This is a genomic window from Mycobacterium shimoidei (assembly GCF_900417275.1).
GTDB lineage: Bacteria > Actinomycetota > Actinomycetes > Mycobacteriales > Mycobacteriaceae > Mycobacterium > Mycobacterium shimoidei.
On sequence record NZ_UEGW01000001.1, the window covers coordinates 2315886 to 2334327 of the forward strand.

Consider the following 18442-nt stretch of genomic DNA (forward strand, 5'->3'; position numbering starts at 1 on the left):
CCCAGACGAAAGGAACGTCTCAGTGCAGATCCAAGACGCCGTAGCGCTCGTCACCGGTGGTGCGTCGGGCCTGGGCCTGGCCACCACCAAGCGTCTACTCGACGTCGGTGCCCAGGTAGTCGTGCTCGACCTCAAGGGGGAGGGGGTGGTTCGCGAACTCGGCGAGCGCGCGCGTTTCGCGCCGGCCGACGTCACCGACGAAAAGGCGGTGACCGCGGCGCTGGACATCGCTGAGTCGCTGGGCCCGCTGCGCATCGTGGTGAATTGCGCGGGCACCGGCAACGCCATCCGGGTACTGGGCAAGGACGGCGTCTTTCCGCTGAACGCATTCCGCAAGGTCGTGGAGGTCAACCTGATCGGAACGTTCAACGTGTTGCGGCTCGGCGCGGAGCGGATCGCCAACACCGACCTGATCGGCGAGGAGCGCGGGGTGATCATCAACACCGCGTCGGTGGCGGCCTTCGACGGGCAGATCGGACAGGCCGCGTATTCGGCGTCGAAGGGCGGCGTGGTCGGCATGACCCTGCCGATCGCCCGGGATCTGGCCGGCAAGGCCATCCGGGTGGTGACCATCGCGCCGGGTCTGTTCGATACTCCGCTGCTGGCCGGGCTGCCCGAGCCTGCCAAGGAGTCGCTGGGCAAGCAGGTGCCGCATCCCAGCCGGCTGGGCAAACCGGACGAGTACGGCGCGCTGGCCGTGCACATCATCGAGAACCCCATGCTCAACGGAGAGGTCATCCGGCTCGACGGCGCCATCCGAATGGCGCCCAGATGACGCCCAGATAACGCCTGAGCCATGAAAAAACCCCGCTTGGCGGGGTTTTTAGCCGGGTTTTGGAAACGGAAACGACAACTGCCGGATTGAGACCAAGCTCATCTCATCACGGCGCGGCCTACCTGGCCGCCCCGCCGTCAGCTGGCGGTGGGCAGCGGGTGCTCGTCGTCGAGCTGCTCCGAGGTTTCGCCTTCTACCAGGACGTCGCCGTGGTAGAGAGCCTCGAAGTCAGCCTTGATGACGTCGGCACTCGAGTCGTCGATCCACATGCTTATGAGCGTATGGGTCAGCATTAAGGAATCGTTGAGTCACGATTCGGAAAACGGTGGCAATCCTACCGCCGGGTAGGTTGGAAAGTGGTGGCGTCAGTTACGCAAGCGTCTAATATGTGCAGACGATAAGCTCTGTGAATCGTCTCCACTGGTTGAACCAACCCGAGTGCAACGCCATGTCCTCCGTAGAGGCATAAGGGACCGAGCGGGACGACTGCTCGTAGCTTATCGCCGATAAGTTACCGCAGGTATCGCGGCGGAAGGACGCGCATGCTGCAGCGAATTGCCCGACTGGCCCTCGCCGCGCCCAAAAAGATCCTGTCGATTGCGGCCCTGGTGCTGGTGGCCGCGGCGATTTTCGGGATCCCAGTGGCGAAAAGCTTGTCCGCGGGCGGTTTTCAGGATCCGACGTCGGAGTCGGCGCGCGCCATCGCCCGGCTGTCCGACGATTTCGGCCAGAGCGACCAGAAGCTGCTGATCGTGGTGACCGCTCCCGGCGGCGCAAACAGCCAGCCCGCGCGCCAGGTCGGCACCGATATCGTCACGCACCTGCAACGCTCACCGTGGGTCTACAACGTCTCCTCGGCGTGGACATCCCCGCCGCAGGTCGGAGCCGGTCTGGTCAGCACCGACGGCAAGTCCGGACTGATCGTGGTCAATCTCAAGGGCGGCGAAAACAACGCTCAAAAATATGCCGAGAAACTATGCGCGGAAATTGTTCATGACCGCGACGGCGTCACCGTGCGCGCGGGCGGGGTGGCGATGGTCTACGCCGCGATCACCCACCTGAACGAACGTGACCTTCTGCTGATGGAGTCGATCGCGATTCCGTTGAGTTTCTTGGTGTTGGTGTGGGTGTTCGGTGGACTGTTGGCGGCGGCATTGCCGATGACACTGGGCGCACTGGCCATCGTGGGCTCGATGTCGGTACTGCGGTTGATCGCGTTGCGTACCGACGTCTCGATCTTCGCGCTCAACCTGAGCACGGCCATGGGCTTGGCCCTGGCGATCGACTACACGCTGTTGATCATCAACCGCTACCGCGACGAGTTGGCCGAGGGCACCCCTCGTGACGAGGCGCTGATCCGGACCATGGCGACCGCCGGACGCACAGTGTTGTTCTCGGCGACCACCGTCGCCTTGTCGATGGCCGTGATGGTGCTGTTCCCGTCGTACTTTTTGAAATCGTTTGCCTACGGCGGCGTGGCCACCGTTGCCTTCGTCGCGGGCGCGGCCATCTTGGTGACTCCGGCGGCCATCGCCTTACTCGGGCCGCGGCTCGACTCGTTCGACATGCGCCGCCTGGCGCGCCGGGTACTGCGGCGCCCGGATCCGGCACACAAACCGGTGGAACAGTTGTTCTGGTACCGCTCAACCAAGTTCGCGATGCGACGTGCGGTGCCGGTGGGGTTGGCCGTCGTCGCGTTGCTGCTGATGCTCGGGGCCCCATTCCTCGGGGTGAAGTGGGGCTTCCCCGACGACCGGGTGCTGCCCAACTCGGAGTCGGCGCATCAGGTCGGTGACCAGTTGCGCAATGATTTCGCCGACGATTCGGCGACGGCGGTGCCCGTCGTCGTCCCCGACGCCCGCGGTCTGACCCCGGCCGATCTGGAAGAGTATGCCGCCGCGCTGTCCCGGGTTCCCGACGTCTCGGCGGTGACCGCCCCGACCGGGACGTTCGCCGGCGGAAGGCTGGTCGGTCCGCCGGCGGCGCCCACCGGAATCGCCGACGGCAGCGCGTTTTTGACCGTCGCGAGTACGGCGCCGCTCTTCTCGCAAGCCTCCGCCGCCCAACTGGACCGGTTGCACGATGTGCCCGGCCCGGCCGGGCGCTCGGTGGAATTCGCCGGGCTGGTGCAGATCAACCGTGACAGCGTCAGCGCGATCATGACCCGGCTGCCACTGGTGCTGGGGTTGATCGCCACGATCACGTTCGTGCTGCTGTTCCTGCTCACCGGCAGCGTGGTGTTGCCGCTGAAGGCGCTTGTGCTCAACGTGCTGTCGCTGTCGGCGGCGTTCGGCGCGCTGGTATGGATCTTCCAGGACGGGCATCTCGGCGCTGCGGGCACCACACCCACCGGAACGCTGGAAGCCAACATGCCGGTGTTGTTGTTCTGCATCGCATTTGGGCTCTCGATGGACTACGAGGTATTCCTGGTCTCCCGCATCCGTGAGTACTGGCTGGCTTCACCACGGACGCGCGCGGCCAACGACGACAGCGTCGCACTCGGGCTGGCGCGCACCGGCCGGGTGATCACCGCCGCCGCGCTGATCATGTCGATATCGTTTGCCGCGCTGATTCCCGCGCACGTGTCGTTCATGCGGATGCTGGGCATCGGACTCACGCTGGCGGTGTTGGTCGACTCCACCCTGGTGCGGATGGTGCTGGTTCCGGCATTCATGCACGTGCTGGGTCGGTGGAGCTGGTGGGCGCCTCAACCGCTGGCCTGGCTTCACGAGCGGTTCGGTATCCATGAGGTCGCGGCCGTAACACCGACGGGCCAGCCGGTGGAGCCGGCCGATCAGGAGCCGGCATCGGTCACGACGGACGGGGCCTAGCATGGCCGAGTTCCGCCGTCACCGCGCACCTCGTGGATCCGGAGACCTGCTCCACGACGAGATCTTGGACGCCGCAACCGAATTGCTGCTGGAAACCGGGCATGCCAAGGCCGTCTCGATTCGATCGGTGGCCCGGCGCGTCGGTGTGACGCCGCCATCGATCTATCTGCATTTCGAGGACAAGGACGCGTTGCTGGATGCGGTGTGCGCACGCTACCTGAGCAAGCTCGACTGGGAAATGCAGCGGGCGCGAACAGGACAGCCGTCGACGCTGGCGGTGCTGCGTGCACAGGGGCTGGCCTATGTTCGGTTCGCCACCGAGAGTCCGGAGCTGTATCGGATCGCGACGATGGGCGAGTGGCGCCCCGGTAACGGTGTGGACGCCACCTTGGCCAGCTCGGCATTCGAGCACATGCGGGTCACCGTGCAGGCGTTGATCAACGAGGGTGTCTACCCTCCCGGTGACCCGGCGAGCCTCGCCCTGGAGATGTGGAGTGCCGCGCACGGGGTGGCGTCGCTGCTGATTGCCAAGCCCTATCTGCCATTCGGGGACACCGAAGAGTTCGCCGAGCGGGTGCTGGGAGCGGTTTGCTGCGGGCATATGGTGGCCGGGCTGGCCGGTTCCGATGGCGCCTCGCAGCAGGCGGTGGACTTGCTGCTGGCCGCGGGCCCGGTGGACACATCGTCGGGAGGCAAACCCGCGTGACATCGTCGCCGGCGACAACGGTCGACCACCCGTTCTTTGCCCGCATCTGGCCCACGATCGCCGCGCATGAAACGGACCAGATTCGCGCCCTGCGCCGGGAGAATCTGGCCGGGCTGTCGGGCAGAGTGCTGGAAGTCGGGGCCGGTGTCGGAACCAACTTCGCCTTCTACCCGGATCCCGTCGAGCATGTGGTGGCAGTCGAACCCGAGCTCCGGCTCGCGGCGCGGGCCCGGGCGGCCGCGGCCGAGGCGCCGGTATCGGTTCAGGTCACCGATTCGACGGTCGAGCACTTCGCCGCCGAGGAACCGTTCGACGCGGTGGTCTGCTCGCTGGTGCTGTGCTCGGTGGGCGACCCCGATGCCGTGCTGCGCCAACTGTATTCGCGGCTTCGCCCAGGCGGGCAGCTGCGATACCTCGAGCATGTGGCCAGCGTCGGCTTTCGCGGCCGGCTGCAACGGCTGGCCGACGCGACGCTGTGGCCGCGCCTGCTGGGCAATTGCCACACTCACCGCGACACCGAACGGACGATCACTGGCGCCGGGTTCACCGTCGACAATGCTCGACGGGAGCTGACGATGCCGGTGTGGTTGCCGTTGCCGGTTTCGGAGTTTGCACTGGGGCGTGCCCGCAGACCGGCTTAGAACCGGCTTAGCTCCACTCAGCCAAGGCGCTGCAGCAGCGTCGGCAGCGCCTTGCTGGCGCTTTCGCGCACGCTCAGCGTGGCGCTGGACGACAGCGGAGTCGGCTCCGGGTTGACCTCGACGACGACGGTGCCGCGGTCCAGCGCCAGCTCCGGTAGTCCGGCGGCCGGGTAGACGATGCTGGAGGTACCGACGACGACAAGGACGTCGGCAGCCTTCGTCGCCTCGACCGAGAGCTCCCACGTTTTGTCGGGCAGCGGCTCACCGAACCACACGATGTCGGGCCGAATCAGCCCGCCGCAGACGCACACCGGCGGCTCGACTTCCAGTGCTGGTTCGGGCATCTCCGGTAGTTCACCCGTATACGGCTTATTGCAAGTGGCACAACGAAAGTCGAAAAGGCTGCCGTGTACGTGATGCACCGTCGTGCTGCCGGCGCGCTCATGCAGATTGTCGACATTCTGGGTGACCACGACGACGTCGGCGTAATCCTCCCACGCCGCGACCGCTAGATGCCCTTCGTTGGGTTCGACGCGACTGACCAGATAGTGACGCCACAGATACCACCCCCACACCCGTTCGGGGTTCCGCAGCCAACCCTGCACGCTGGATAGCTCGTAGGGATCGAACTTGGCCCACAGGCCGTTCTTGTCGTCCCGAAACGTCGGCACACCGCTTTCGGCGGAGATTCCCGCACCGCTGAGCACCGTTACTCGCACACCTCCAACATAGCGAGGCTCTGCGCGATACTGGGTGGGTGCGGCTGGGTGCCTTGCTACAGATCGACGGACAGGCGAGCCGTCCGCTGTTCGACCAGCTGAGGACTCAGATCATCGACGCGGTGCGAGCCGGGACATTGCCGCCGGGGACCCGACTGCCCACCGTGCGCGAATTGGCCGCCGAACTCGGGCTGGCCGTCAACACGGTGGCGCGCACCTACCGCGAGCTCGAGACGGCCGGCATCGTCGAAACCCGTGGGCGTTTCGGAACATTCGTCGCCCGCGTCGACCCGTCGGACAGCGCGATGGCCGCCGCGGCCCGGGCGTACCTCGATGTCGCCCGCGGGTTGGGATTGGGAAAAGCGGAGGCGCGACGCTACCTGGATGACGCGCCCGACGACTAGCCGAACTCCAGCAGCGTCAGCGTCGGGCGCAGTGCATTCAGCGCGCGTATCCGGTACGCGGTCGACAGCAGCCGGTTGAAAATCAGGCCACGGCCCGGTGGCAGCGGCAAATCGTGGACAGCGCGGACCCCCGGCACGGTGTTCACCAGGTTCGCGGCTTGTCTGACCGACATGCTGAAGGGCATCGGCGGAACCCGGTAGCGAAACGACGTCGGATGCCCGCGCCGGACCAGCCGCGCGAGCAGAACCGGTGGCAGATCGAACAGCATCTGACCGCCGGGAAACTTGCCGGCGCACTCGGCGATCAGCCCGAGCGCTTCTTCGGGCTGCAAGTACATCAGCAGACCTTCGGCGGTGATGAACACGCCATGCGACGGATCGACTCGTTCGGTCCAGCTGTAATCCAGGACCGACTGCGCGCACACCGATATCCGCGGCGATTCCGGCAACAGCCGTGCGCGAAGATCGATGATGGGTGGCAGGTCAACTGTCAGCCAATGGAATTGGGCATCTGGGATCGCGCGGTCCAACCGCCAGAAGCTGGTTTGCAGGCCTTCGGCCAACGCGACCACTGTTGCGGCCGGATGCCGATCCAGGTAGCGCCGGGTGTGGGTGTCGAACGCCAGCGCACGCAGCGCGATGTCCTGGCGGGTGGGGCCGAACTTGGCAAAGTCGAAGTCGATGGAGTTGATCAGGGTAATCGCCATCGGGTCTTCGATGATGCCGTCGCCGCGGGCGGCTTCTCGGGCCCGCGCCCGCAGTGTCAGCAGGGCGGTTTCGGAAACCCCGGTGAGGGTGGGGCTTTGCGGGGCGGAGCTCATCGAGGAAACCCTACCCAGCGGCGACTTTGACCAGCGTGCGCAGGTTGCGGGTGGTGGTCGACGACTTGTACCGCGACTTGCCCATTGTTTTTCCGACGGCGCTGTTGAGGGTGGCGCCCTTGGCCACCTGCCAATAGATGACGCCGTCGCCGCGGGCGGTCTTCTCGTCGGGCCCGGGTTTCAGCGCGGCGAGCTCGTCAAGCACCGCGGGATCGCTGACCAACGTGACGTAAGACTGGTAGCCGTGAACCTCGGGCTCGAACGGATAGTTGTCGACGATGGCCCGGACCGTGTCGACGTCGTAGACGAGCACCCACGCGTCATAGCCGAACTCGTTGCGCAGCGCGGTCTCGGCATTCTTACGCACCCGGTCGGGGTCGGCGGACGAGTCCAGCAGCACGTTGCCACTGGCCAGGATGGTGCGGACGTCGCCGAAGCCGGCCGCGGTCAACACCCTGGCAACTTCGGCCATCTTGAGATTGACGCCACCGACATTGACGCCGCGCAGAAACGCCGCGTACCGGGTCATGTTCCCGCCGCGAAAAGCCCAACGTCCCAAGGGTGGACGGTGCTCATGGCCGTGATGGTAATCGAATTGCGGCCACAGCCAGTTCTGCGACGTAGGCTTTCTCCCATGGGACGCCAAGTGTTCGACGACAAGCTGCTGGCCATGATCAGCGGGAACTCTCTCGGGGTCCTTGCGACCATCAAGCGCGACGGGCGTCCCCAGCTGTCCAATGTGGGGTATTACTTCGACGCCCGGGTGGGCGCCGTGCAGGTGTCGATCGCCGAGCCGCGCGCCAAGACCCGCAATCTACGGCGTGACCCGCGGGCGTCACTTCTGGTCAGTTCCGACGACGGATGGTCTTATGCGGTTGCCGAAGGCACCGCGGAGCTGACTCCTCCGGCGGCCAAGACCGACGACGACACGGTCGAGGCGCTGATCACCTTGTACCGCAACATGGCCGGTGAACACCCCGACTGGGATGAGTTCCGCCAGGCGATGGTCACCGAACGCCGAGTGCTGTTGACGATGCCGATCAGTCACGTCTACGGCATGCCTCCGGGTATGCACTGACGGGGTACGCTGCCGTCATGGCGGAGGACGAGACCAAGCGCAAATTCCGCGAAGCCCTTGACCGTAAGAAGGCGAAGTCGGGTGGCGGATCGGCGCACAAGGACGGCGGCGCCAAGCAGCCACGTGCTCATGGGCCCGTGGAGAGCCGTCGAGAATTTCGCCGCAAGAGCGGCTAACTTACTTCAGCGCAAGGCGTCTTGTCGCTTCGTGGCTAAAAGTGGCCAGCATTCGAGCGCCGAGAAGAGCCGACAGCATAACCGCCATGCAGGAGAGCCCGTCGTCCTTCAAACCCCATTTGACCGACGCCAGCGTCGCCGCCGCGGCCAGACACAGCAAGATGCCGACGGCCACGCTGCGTGATCCGGGCGTCGCCACGACGCCGCCATCCCAACCGGGCAGGACCGAGTTCTCCAGCGGCCGCAGTGCCACGAACAAGACCCCGACCAGGCCGACCATCACGGCGGTTTGCACGATGCTCAGCAGCACCAAATGCGGCTGGCCGGGGTAACGGTAGAAACCGAGGTAGTCGAACAGCAGGTGTACCCCGAGCAGCGCGGGCATGTGCCAGAGATACAGCGTCATCGCACCGGAGTTGCCGATCGCCGTCAGCCACCACACCCGTGGCCGCTGGGCCCAGCGGGCTATCGCGGGTGCGGCCGCACTTATCAACGCGCACATCATGATTGCGTGGCCGGCCAGCAGCAGCGACGGCGGCGCCATGTTCGCCAACCGCTGACCCTGGATCCCGACCAGGCTTACGTCGTAGGGACCGATCCACACCAGTGCCAGGTTGACGCCCAGCATCAGCAGTCCGATGGTGAGCGCAGCGCGCGTCGAGACCAAGCTGCGCCGGTAGGCGACGCCGAACATCCCCGGGATCACCCACGCCGCCATATTCAGATAACCGAGCAGGCCGGCGCCCGGCGTGTGCAGCCGAACGATGTCGATGATCGCCACGAACGCGTACAACCCGGCCACGCTGAAGACAAGCCGGCGTGTGGTGGTGATCCGGTACAGCAGCGGCATGGTCGCCAGTACCAGCACGTACGCGCCGAGGAACCACAGCAATTGGACGCTGACGCCCGCCACCGGGTCGTAGACGTGCGACGGGAGGATCTGGCGCAGCGCGATCAAGGCGACTGCCCAGAAGGCCAAGTAGTAGAACACCGGTCGGTACAGCCGGGTGCAGCGTTTCATCAGCCAGCCGCCCCAGCTCCCGCCGGGCCGCCAAGACTGAACACAGGCGGCCGCTCCCGCGAAGAAGAACAGCGGCATGATCTGGAAGATCCAGGTCAGCGCCTGAAAGAACGTCGACGTGGTGAGCAGGTTGTCCCAGACCAGGACGCCGTCGGCGATCATGCTCGTCGCCATGATGGTGTGGCCGCCGACGACTCCGAGCAGCGAGGCAATGCGGATGACGTCGATAGCCCGGTCGCGACCGGTGGGCGTTTGCGCGGCCACGTCGGCAGGGGAGGGAAACCCGAGTAGTTGGTTCATGCCGCAAACCTAACCGCGGAAGGGGTGCGGGGAGTCTAGGTATTTACCCCTATCTAAGCTCGGCGGCAACGAGCCAGCGCGCAGTCCTAAACTGGCCGGGTGCCGAACCTACAGCTTGCCGGCGATCCGGCGGCCGACGCTCTGCTGGACTCCGATCCTTTCGCGCTGATAGTCGGGATGCTGCTCGACCAGCAGGTGCCGATGGAGACCGCGTTCGCGGGTCCGAAGAAAATCGCCGACCGGATGGGCGGCCTCGACGCCGCCGAAATCGCCGACTACGACCCGGACAAGTTCGCCGCACTGTGCTCGGAAAGGCCTGCGGTGCACCGCTTTCCGGGCGCGATGGCCAAGCGCATCCAGGCCCTGGCGCGAATCATCGTGGACCGCTACGACGGCGACGCGGCGGCACTGTGGACCGCCGGTGACCCGGACGGAGCCGAGGTGCTGCGCCGGCTCAAGGTGCTGCCCGGTTTCGGTGAGCAGAAGGCACGCATCTTCCTTGCGCTGCTCGGCAAGCAATACGGCGTCACCCCGACCGGGTGGCGGGCGGCGGCGGGCGACTATGGCAAGGCCGGCACCCACATGTCGGTTGCCGATATCGTCGACACCCGTTCGCTCGAGCAGGTGCGATCACACAAGAAACAGCTGAAAGCGGCCCAGAAGTCGAAGGGAAAGGCGGCAACGTGAAGACACACCTGACGTGTCCATGCGGTGAGGCCATCGTCGGCAAGGACGAAGACGAGCTGGTCGAACTGACCCAGGCCCACCTTGCCAGCGTTCATCCCGGCCTGGAGTACGACCGGGACGCGATCCTGTTCATGGCCTACTAGCGGCTGAGCTTTCTGAGCGGGCGGGCGTGTCTGTACACAGACACGCCGCGCGCGGCGTACAACGGCGCCCCCTCGCGCTAGATAAGGACCGTTAGGGCACCACCGTCGACCCGATGGTGGGCATGAACTGGCACTGCTTTTCTTTGGTGGTCACCTGGCCGAAGATCGTCGACAGGATGCTGCCCGAACCGGTGTCGGCGATCGCGGTCAACGTGGTGGGCCCGTCCGGGTTGATGTCAGGTTGCGGCTTGAGCGTGGCGCTGCCCGACTTGCCGGTGGTCAGGTTCACCCAGGTGACGTTCAGCGGAAGCTTCTGCTCCTCCGCCGGCCCGGGTGTGCCGACGGCGGTGAACACGTAGGCGGTCTGACCGGATTGGGGGCCGGGTGCCGGGATCTTGGCCGGGCCCGCCACCGAAAGCGCGGTGGCGATGACGTTACCGCCGTCGGCCGCGCAGCCGGTGCCGATCGACGGGTACATGAAGTCCTGGGTGGGCGGGGAGTNGGGTGCGGGTGTTGGCATGATCGAAACCATGACCATCGACGTCTTCGCCGAGGCCTGACCGTGCGAGTGGCTGCAGTGGTGATGAGCATCGGCTTGGCAGTGGCGGGCGCGCCGCGGGCGGCGGCCGGCCCCCCCGTGCCCGGGGGGGGGGGCAAAGCGGGGACGGGCGAGAGGGCCGGCGGGCCCACCTGGCGCGCGGCGCGGCCGGCGCGGGCGGGGGCGGCACCGGGGCCGCAACCGGTGTGACGTTCGGGCCGGCAGCGGGTTCCGGCGACGGGCCGGCAGCATGTGCGGGGTCAATGCCCGTCGGCAGATGGGCCTGAGCACCCGGCTCGACGCCGACCGGTGGGATGTGCGCCGTGGGCTCTTGCACCAGCTGGTTGACCGACGCGGCAACGTTTTTCGATGCATCCGGCGCTGTCGGGCTGTGCGTGAACGCCGCCGCGGCGGCCATCAGCAACTGCTGGGCCTGCTGCGGGTCGGCGGCCGCCTGCTGAATGATGGGGCTCAGCTGCGTGAGCGCCGGCAGGCCCGGCAGTTGTTGGGCGGGTAACGGCTGGGGAGGGGTCGGGTCGGCAACGGCGTTGGGGCACAGCACAAATGCGGTGGTCGACACGACGGCCGCGGCGCCAATGCCACTAGCCAGTTTCCAGGTGCGTTTCACGGTTTCTCCCGATCCTCGGTAATGAGTTGGCCGGCCAACGCATGATTGGCCGGCCAACCGCGGGTGTCAGGGCAGTGCGGAAAGCGGGAACAGCAGCGGGCTGCTGCCGGACGCCGCCGGCGTTATGGTCGGCACGCTGCGCGTGACCGGCACCCCGCCGTTGGCCAGCGCCATCAGGTCGCCGGGCAGCGAGAGTTGTTGGGGCAGTGGCACCGGAGAGAACGGCAGCTGCGGCAGGCTGACCTGCGCCTGCGGCAACAACTGCGACGGTCCGCCCGCCGGCGTCGCCGTCGCAGCGGCCGGCGGGAGCCCCGGCACGGCGGACGTTGCACCTGGTACGACGGGCGTCATCCCCGGAGTCGTCGCGCCGGGAACCAGCGAGGTTGCGCCGGGTAATGCTGTCGTCGCGGGCTTGGGTACCTGAATACCGGCGCTGGCCAACGGCGGCGACGGCGGCGTCGCGCCCAGCGCCGTGGCGAGGCCCTGCAACATCTGCGGCGCATTGGCCGCTGTGCCGGCGACTTGCCCCGCAATGTCGGGAACCGGAACCGTGGGCGCCGGGTCGGCGTGGGCGATGCCGCCGGCGAGCAGTGCGGCGGCCGACCCGCCGAGGATGGCAGTGGCACGTAACAAAGTCCAGATGGATGGCATGACTCTCCCGTGGTGATCGGTGGTTAGGACCCGCGCCCGATAGTTCGCGTGATGTCAGAGTGACTCAAGTGACACGTGTGGCATTTATTCGATCGTTACGCACCCGAAGGGCCGCGGTGACCCAACGGTTCTGCCGCCGGCTGCCCCACGGCCCGGACGCCGCTAAAGTCGGCCGAATAGACACCACCTCGGCCGCTCCGGCGGCAACTACCGGCCGGCGGCGGGCGCTATCACTGACCACCGCCGCGCCGGTGCTGCTGTCGTTGAGCGTCGCCGCGCGGCTGGCATGGACTTACCTGATCCCCAACGGCGCTAACTTCGTCGACCTGCACGTCTACATCGGTGGCGCGGCGGCCCTGGATCATCCCGGCACCCTGTACAGCTACGTCTATGGCGACCAGACGCCGGACTTCCCGCTGCCGTTCACCTACCCGCCGTTCGCGGCCATCGTGTTCTATCCGCTGCACCTGTTGCCTTTTGCCGTCGTCGCGTTCTGCTGGCAGATCGGCACCATCGTCGCCCTTTACGGCGTGGTCCGCGTCAGCCAACGGCTGCTCGGGGTGGCGGCCGGCGCAGGCCACCGTGTTGCGATGCTATGGACCGCGATTGCGATCTGGATCGAGCCGCTGCGCAGCACCTTCGACTACGGACAGGTCAACGTGCTGCTCGTGTTGGCCGGGCTCTACGCCGTTTTCACGATGCGCTGGTGGCTGTCGGGGCTGCTGGTCGGCGTGGCCGCCGGGGTGAAGCTCACGCCCGCGATCACCGGCCTGTATTTCGTCGCTGTCCGGCGCTGGGGCGCGGCCGCATTCTCGGCGGTCGTCTTTTTCGCGACGGTCGCGGTGTCATGGCTGATCGTCGCCGACGAAACCCGTTATTACTTCACCGATTTGATCCGCGACCCGGATCGGGTCGGACCGATGTGCACGGCCTTCAACCAGTCTTGGCGCGGCGGTATGTGTCGAATCTTCGGCCACGACACCGGTTATGGCCCGGTGGTGCTGGCCGGTATCGCCGTGACCGCCGTGCTCGCCGTCGCGGCCTGGCGTGCATTGACCGACGACGACCGGCTCGGCCGACTGCTGGTTGTCGAGCTGTTCGGACTTTTGCTGTCGCCGATTTCCTGGACCCATCACTGGGTGTGGCTGGTGCCGCTGATGATCTGGTTGATCCACGGGCCGCTGTCGGCGCGGCGCGGCGCGCGAATCCTCGGCTGGGGCTGGCTCGCGCTGGTCATCGTCGGCGTGCCGTGGCTACTCAGCTTCGCGCAACCGACCATCTGGCAGGGCGGGCGAGCGTGGTATCTGGCCTGGGGCGGGCTGGCGTACCTGGTGGCCGCACTGGCGACGTTGGCATGGATCGCAGCGCCTCGAGCGCGCGCGATTACTCGCCGACAATCCCGTTGATGTCGCGCGCCATGTCGATGTCGTTTTTCGTGATACCACCTTCGGAATGTGTTACCAAAGCGAAAGTCACTGTCCGCCAACGAATATCGATGTCCGGATGATGGTCCTTGGCTTCGGCGTGTTCGGCCACCCGGCGCACGGCGTCGATCCCGGCCATAAACGACGGGAACTTGATCGAACGTCGCAGTGCGCCGCCGGCACGCTCCCAACCGGCGAGTTCGGGCAGTGCGGCGTCTACTTGTTCATCCGTTAACACAGCCATAGTCCGACGGTATAGCGTCTCGGCGTGCCGAACCAGATCGTCGTCGCCGGGGCCCTCATCGCAAAGTCGTCGCTGTTGGTGGCCCAGCGTCGCCGGCCACCGGAGTTGGCGGGCCGCTGGGAGCTGCCGGGCGGCAAGGTGATGCCAGGTGAATCCGAACCCGCCGCGCTGGTGCGCGAGCTCGCCGAGGAATTGGGTGTCGACGTCGAAGTCGGGGAACGTCTGGGTGAGGACGTCGCCCTCGATGCGACGACGACGCTGCGGGCATATCGCGTGCGCTTGGTGCGCGGTGAACCCCGCCCGCATGATCACCGTGCACTGCGCTGGGTGACCGCGGCGCAGCTGCACGACGTCGACTGGGTGCCCTCCGACCGCGCTTGGCTCGCCGACCTGGCGCTCGCCCTGTGACGCGCCAGTCATCCGGGTGAATAGCTGGTTGGGGTGATGACAACTCACCCCGCATGGCTGCAAGCTCGGGACGGGCACTATGCCACTACGAAGAGCGGCGGTCCTGCGCATGGAAATGCCGGAATTCACAGCGAATTTGCAGAAAAGTTACAGAATTGTCGAAGCTAATGCGGCTCATTCTGTTAATACAAATCGGCACGAAATATTAACCTCTAGTTGTCATGTTCGTAGCAGCCCAGATGGTTTCCTGTAACGCGTGGATGCGGCCACCTCGGCAAATGGCAACGGACGCCGAGGAGGGGGTTTCGGGGTTGCTGTCAACACCCTGTCACGCCGCTGTCTGGTTGGCCGAGTTACCAACACCTATGCTGGGACCGATTGCTGACCAGCGCGGGGGCCGCCGATGGCGATGGCCACGCCGAATCTGGTCAGACGGGTCAGCGAGTTCGCCGTCGAGTCGCTGACCACTCCCGGATCCACGACAGCGGGGCTCTCGGCCCCGCCACAGCAACGAGGCGCGCCGCACTTACAAAGGAGGTCTTCGCCTTGACCGTCACCCCCCACGTCGGAGGTCCTCTCGAGGAGTTGTTGGAGCGCAGTGGGCGCTTTTTCACCCCCGGCGAGATTTCCGCCGATCTGCGCACGGTTACCCGCCGTGGCGGCCGGGAGGCTGACGTGTTCTATCGCGATCGGTGGAGCCACGACAAGGTGGTGCGCTCGACGCACGGGGTCAACTGCACCGGCTCGTGCTCGTGGAAGATCTACGTCAAAGACGGAATCATCACCTGGGAAACCCAGCAGACCGACTACCCGTCGGTGGGTCCGGACCGTCCGGAGTACGAGCCGCGCGGCTGCCCCCGCGGCGCATCGTTCTCCTGGTACAGCTATTCACCGACCCGGGTGCGGTATCCCTACGCGCGCGGTGTGCTGGTCGAGATGTTCCGGGAGGCCAAGGCGCGGCTCGGCGACCCGGTGCTGGCCTGGGCGGACATCCAAGCCGACCCCGAACGTCGTCGCCGCTACCAGCGGGCCCGCGGCAAAGGCGGCTTGGTCCGGGTGACCTGGGCCGAAGCCACCGAAATGATCGCCGCTGCCCACGTGCACACCATCAAGACCTACGGGCCCGACCGGATCGCCGGCTTCTCACCGATTCCGGCGATGTCGATGGTGTCGTACGCGGCCGGGTCGCGGTTCTTCGAGCTGATCGGCGCCCCGATGACGTCGTTCTACGACTGGTATGCCGACTTGCCGGTGGCCTCACCGCAGGTGTTCGGCGACCAGACCGACGTGCCCGAGTCGGGCGACTGGTGGGACGCCGCCTATCTGATGATGTGGGGCTCGAACGTTCCCATCACCCGCACCCCCGACGCGCACTGGATGGCCGAAGCCCGCTACCGCGGCACCAAAGTGGTGACCGTCAGCCCCGATTACGCCGACAACACCAAGTTCGCCGACGAGTGGATGCCGTGCGCGGCAGGTACCGACGGCGCGCTGGCCATGGCGATGGGCCACGTGATCCTTTCGGAATACTATGTGCAGCAACAGGTTCCGTTCTTCATCGACTATGCGCGCCGCTACACCGACTTGCCGTTCCTGATCAAGCTGGAGGAACGCGGCGACACATTGGTGCCCGGCAAGAACCTCACCGCCGCAGACATCGGCGACGCGGTAGAAAACGCCGCCCTCAAGCCGGCGGTGCTGGACGAGGTCACCGGCGCAGTTGTGATACCGCACGGGTCGCTGGGATTCCGTTACGGCGAAGACGGTATGGGCAAGTGGAACCTCGACCTCGGGACCCTGACACCGGCGCTCAGCGTGGACGATTCGCAGCCCACCACCGGCGAGCGCCGGACCGCGCTGGTCCAGCTGCCCAACTTCGACACCATCACCGGTGAAGGCACCACCCTTGCTCGCGGTGTGCCGGTGCGCCAAGTCGGAAAGCACTTGGTGTGCACGGTCTTCGACCTGATGCTGGCCCAGTATGGAGTCGCGCGTCCGGGGCTGCCCGGCGACTGGCCCACCGGCTACGACGACCCCAGTTCACCCAACACCCCGGCCTGGCAGGAGCCGATCACCGGCGTGTCAGCTACCCAGGCCATCCGCGTCGCCAAGGAATTCGCCCGCAGCGCTGAGGAATCCGGCGGACGGTCGATGATCATCATGGGCAGCGGAATCTGCCAATGGTTCCACGGCGACACCATTTACCGTGCGGTGCTGGCGCTGCTGATGTTGACCGGATCGATGGGGCGCAACGGTGGCGGATGGGCGCACTACGTCGGTCAGGAAAAAGTGCGTCCGCTCACCGGGTGGACGACGATGGCGATGGCCACCGACTGGTCCCGGCCGCCGCGGCAGGTGCCCGGCGCCTCGTACTGGTACGCCCACACCGACCAGTGGCGCTACGACGGCTACGCGGCGGACAAGCTGGCCAGCCCGATCGGCCGGGGCCGCTTCGCCGGCAAGCACACGATGGACGTACTGGCCTCGTCGGTCGCGATGGGCTGGAGCCCGTTCTACCCGCAATTCGACCGGTCCAGCCTCGATGTCGCCGACGAGGCAGTCGCCGCGGGTCGCGACATCGCCGACTACGTCGCCGAGCAACTCGGCGAGCGCAGGCTCAAGCTCGCCGTCACCGACCCCGACGACCCCGCCAACTGGCCGCGGGTGCTCACAGTGTGGCGGGCCAACCTGATCGGGTCGTCCGGTAAAGGCGGCGAGTATTTCCTGCGGCACCTGTTGGGCACCGACTCTGATGTGCTGGCCGAGCCCCCGGCCGACGGGGTGCGGCCGACCGACGTGGCTTCGCATCGCGAAATTCCGGAAGGCAAGCTCGACTTGATGATGTCGATCGACTTCCGGATGACCTCGACGACGTTGGTGTCCGACGTGGTCCTGCCGGCGGCGACCTGGTACGAGAAGGCCGACCTGTCCAGCACCGACATGCACCCCTATGTGCATTCGTTTTCTGCCGCGACTGATCCGCCGTGGGAAACCCGCAGCGATTACGACGCATTCGGCGCCATCGCGCGCGCCTTCAGCGCGATGGCGAAACGTCATCTGGGCACGCGCACGGATGTGGTGCTCACCGCGCTGCAGCACGACACTCCGGACGCGATGGCCTACCCGGACGGCACCGAACGCGATTGGCTGCACACCGGTGAGACGCCGGTGCCTGGCCGGACGATGGCCAAGCTCACGGTGGTGGAACGCGATTACGCCGCGACCTATGACAAATGGCGGACGCTCGGTCCGCTGGTCGACAAATTCGGGTTGACCACCAAGGGCTTCACCGTGCACCCCTTCCCCGAGGTCGAACAGCTGGCCGCCAGGTTCGGGGTGCTGAATTCCGGCGTCGGCCAAGGCCGTCCGGCGATTACCACCGCACAGCAGATGGCTGACGCGATTCTGCTGCTATCCGGGACGACCAACGGCCGGCTCGCCGTCGAAGGTTTCCGGGAGCTGGAGAAGCGCACCGGTCAGCGGCTGGCTCATCTGGCTGAGGGCAGCGAAGAAAGGCGGATCACCTACGCGGACACCCAGTCGCGTCCGCAACCTGTGATCACCAGCCCCGAGTGGTCCGGCAGCGAAACCGGCGGTCGCCGCTACGCGCCGTTCACGGTGAACATCGAAAACCTCAAGCCGTTCCACACGCTCACCGGACGCATGCACTTCTATCTGGCCCACGACTGGGTCGAGGAGCTCGGCGAGCATCTGCCGGTGTTCCGCCCGCCGCTGGACATGTCGCGGTTGTTCGGCCAGCCGGAGCTCGGTGCGACCGAGGACGGAATCGGCCTAACCGTGCGGTATTTGACCCCGCACTCCAAGTGGTCGTTCCACTCCACCTACCAGGACAACCTGTACATGCTGTCGTTGTCTCGGGGTGGTCCCACGATGTGGATGAGTCCCGGCGATGCCGCGAAAATCAAGGTGCGCGACAACGATTGGGTCGAAGCGGTGAACACCAACGGCGTTTTCGTGTGTCGGGCGATCGTCAGCCACCGGATGCCCGAGGGTGTGGTATTCGTCTACCACGTCCAGGAACGCACTGTCGACACCCCACGCAGTGAGACCACGGGCAGGCGCGGCGGCAACCACAACGCGCTGACGCGGGTGCGGATCAAGCCCAGCCATTTGGCAGGCGGCTACGGTCAGCATGCGTTCGCGTTCAACTACATGGGTCCGACCGGCAACCAACGCGACGAGGTGACCGTCGTGCGCCGCCGCAGCCAGAAGGTCGAATATTGATA

19 protein-coding genes and 1 pseudogene are annotated in these 18442 nt (G+C 66.2%); 12 read left to right on the forward strand and 8 right to left on the reverse strand.

Annotated elements, in window-relative coordinates; genetic code table 11:
* Positions 1–22: 22 nt before the first annotated feature.
* Positions 23–775 carry a 3-hydroxyacyl-CoA dehydrogenase gene (locus tag MSP7336_RS11415; protein ID WP_069396989.1) on the forward strand — a complete coding sequence of 251 codons (753 nt, stop codon included), beginning with the start codon at positions 23–25 and terminating at the stop codon, positions 773–775.
* A gap of 137 nt (positions 776–912) precedes the next feature.
* Here the strand turns inward: MSP7336_RS11415 and MSP7336_RS24495 are convergent, their stop codons facing one another.
* A complete protein-coding gene (locus MSP7336_RS24495) occupies positions 913–1044 on the reverse strand; it encodes a hypothetical protein (protein WP_113963728.1) in 132 nt (43 codons plus the stop codon).
* Positions 1045–1317: 273 nt separating this feature from the next.
* Here MSP7336_RS24495 and MSP7336_RS11425 point away from each other — a divergent pair, with 273 nt between their 5' ends.
* From MSP7336_RS11425 to MSP7336_RS11435, 3 genes are read left to right on the forward strand one after another with little or no spacing between them, the layout of a single operon-like run.
* Positions 1318–3606 carry an MMPL family transporter gene (locus MSP7336_RS11425; RefSeq protein WP_113963729.1) on the forward strand — a complete coding sequence of 763 codons (2289 nt, stop codon included), beginning with the start codon at positions 1318–1320 and terminating at the stop codon, positions 3604–3606.
* A gap of 1 nt (position 3607) precedes the next feature.
* A complete protein-coding gene (locus MSP7336_RS11430) occupies positions 3608–4312 on the forward strand; it encodes a TetR/AcrR family transcriptional regulator (RefSeq protein WP_113963730.1) in 705 nt (234 codons plus the stop codon).
* Entirely contained in the window at positions 4309–4953 is a 645-nt protein-coding gene (locus MSP7336_RS11435; RefSeq protein ID WP_113963731.1) for a class I SAM-dependent methyltransferase, read from the forward strand. The genes MSP7336_RS11430 and MSP7336_RS11435 overlap by 4 nt, the downstream gene beginning before the upstream one ends.
* 17 nt (positions 4954–4970) lie before the next feature.
* Here MSP7336_RS11435 and MSP7336_RS11440 read toward each other — a convergent pair whose 3' ends face one another.
* A complete protein-coding gene (locus MSP7336_RS11440) occupies positions 4971–5672 on the reverse strand; it encodes an NAD-dependent deacylase (RefSeq protein WP_069396985.1) in 702 nt (233 codons plus the stop codon).
* A 38-nt stretch (positions 5673–5710) separates the two neighbouring features.
* Between MSP7336_RS11440 and MSP7336_RS11445 the strand changes: the two genes are divergently transcribed.
* Entirely contained in the window at positions 5711–6076 is a 366-nt protein-coding gene (locus MSP7336_RS11445) for an Rv1152 family transcriptional regulator (RefSeq protein ID WP_069396984.1), read from the forward strand.
* On the opposite strand, the gene MSP7336_RS11450 is transcribed toward MSP7336_RS11445, so the two are convergent.
* Complete coding sequence (locus MSP7336_RS11450; RefSeq protein ID WP_113963732.1) at positions 6073–6897, reverse strand: class I SAM-dependent methyltransferase; 825 nt, start codon at positions 6895–6897, stop codon at positions 6073–6075. The genes MSP7336_RS11445 and MSP7336_RS11450 overlap by 4 nt on opposite strands.
* Before the next feature lie 10 nt (positions 6898–6907).
* Entirely contained in the window at positions 6908–7426 is a 519-nt protein-coding gene (locus tag MSP7336_RS11455; RefSeq protein ID WP_069396982.1) for a DUF1697 domain-containing protein, read from the reverse strand.
* Between the two features lie 105 nt (positions 7427–7531).
* Between MSP7336_RS11455 and MSP7336_RS11460 the strand changes: the two genes are divergently transcribed.
* Both MSP7336_RS11460 and MSP7336_RS11465 read left to right on the forward strand, forming a co-directional pair.
* Positions 7532–7975 carry a PPOX class F420-dependent oxidoreductase gene (locus MSP7336_RS11460; protein ID WP_069396981.1) on the forward strand — a complete coding sequence of 148 codons (444 nt, stop codon included), beginning with the start codon at positions 7532–7534 and terminating at the stop codon, positions 7973–7975.
* 17 nt (positions 7976–7992) lie between these two features.
* The gene (locus MSP7336_RS11465; protein ID WP_113963733.1) at positions 7993–8151 is read left to right on the forward strand and encodes a DUF5302 domain-containing protein; all 159 of its coding nucleotides are present in this window, start codon (positions 7993–7995) and stop codon (positions 8149–8151) included.
* Between the two features lies 1 nt (position 8152).
* On the opposite strand, the gene MSP7336_RS11470 is transcribed toward MSP7336_RS11465, so the two are convergent.
* Positions 8153–9472 (reverse strand): acyltransferase family protein, encoded by a 1320-nt coding sequence (locus MSP7336_RS11470; RefSeq protein ID WP_113963734.1) that lies wholly within the window; start codon positions 9470–9472, stop codon positions 8153–8155.
* A 99-nt stretch (positions 9473–9571) separates the two neighbouring features.
* Here MSP7336_RS11470 and MSP7336_RS11475 point away from each other — a divergent pair, with 99 nt between their 5' ends.
* Both MSP7336_RS11475 and MSP7336_RS11480 read left to right on the forward strand, forming a co-directional pair.
* On the forward strand, positions 9572–10159 hold the full coding sequence (locus tag MSP7336_RS11475) for an HhH-GPD-type base excision DNA repair protein (RefSeq protein WP_113963735.1): 588 nt from the start codon (positions 9572–9574) through the stop codon (positions 10157–10159).
* Positions 10156–10302: a hypothetical protein gene (locus MSP7336_RS11480; protein WP_007169078.1), complete on the forward strand. Its 147-nt coding sequence runs from the start codon at positions 10156–10158 to the stop codon at positions 10300–10302. Before MSP7336_RS11475 ends, MSP7336_RS11480 begins: the two co-directional genes overlap by 4 nt.
* 91 nt (positions 10303–10393) lie before the next feature.
* On the opposite strand, the pseudogene MSP7336_RS11485 reads toward MSP7336_RS11480, so the two are convergent.
* Positions 10394–11468: pseudogene (locus tag MSP7336_RS11485) on the reverse strand (Rv1157c family protein).
* Positions 11469–11534: 66 nt separating this feature from the next.
* Entirely contained in the window at positions 11535–12119 is a 585-nt protein-coding gene (locus MSP7336_RS11490; RefSeq protein WP_113963736.1) for a hypothetical protein, read from the reverse strand.
* 116 nt (positions 12120–12235) lie between these two features.
* Here MSP7336_RS11490 and MSP7336_RS11495 point away from each other — a divergent pair, with 116 nt between their 5' ends.
* The gene (locus MSP7336_RS11495; RefSeq protein WP_425325744.1) at positions 12236–13525 is read left to right on the forward strand and encodes a mannosyltransferase; all 1290 of its coding nucleotides are present in this window, start codon (positions 12236–12238) and stop codon (positions 13523–13525) included.
* On the opposite strand, the gene MSP7336_RS11500 is transcribed toward MSP7336_RS11495, so the two are convergent.
* Entirely contained in the window at positions 13503–13787 is a 285-nt protein-coding gene (locus MSP7336_RS11500) for a 4a-hydroxytetrahydrobiopterin dehydratase (protein ID WP_069396975.1), read from the reverse strand. The two genes, MSP7336_RS11495 and MSP7336_RS11500, sit on opposite strands and share 23 nt — an antisense overlap.
* A 24-nt stretch (positions 13788–13811) precedes the next feature.
* On the opposite strand from MSP7336_RS11500, the gene MSP7336_RS11505 reads away from it, so the two are divergent.
* Both MSP7336_RS11505 and MSP7336_RS11510 read left to right on the forward strand, forming a co-directional pair.
* Positions 13812–14195, forward strand: a complete 384-nt coding sequence (locus MSP7336_RS11505; RefSeq protein WP_069396974.1) for a (deoxy)nucleoside triphosphate pyrophosphohydrolase — start codon at positions 13812–13814, stop codon at positions 14193–14195.
* A gap of 546 nt (positions 14196–14741) precedes the next feature.
* Positions 14742–18440: a nitrate reductase subunit alpha gene (locus MSP7336_RS11510; RefSeq protein WP_113963737.1), complete on the forward strand. Its 3699-nt coding sequence runs from the start codon at positions 14742–14744 to the stop codon at positions 18438–18440.
* Positions 18441–18442: the final 2 nt, after the last annotated feature.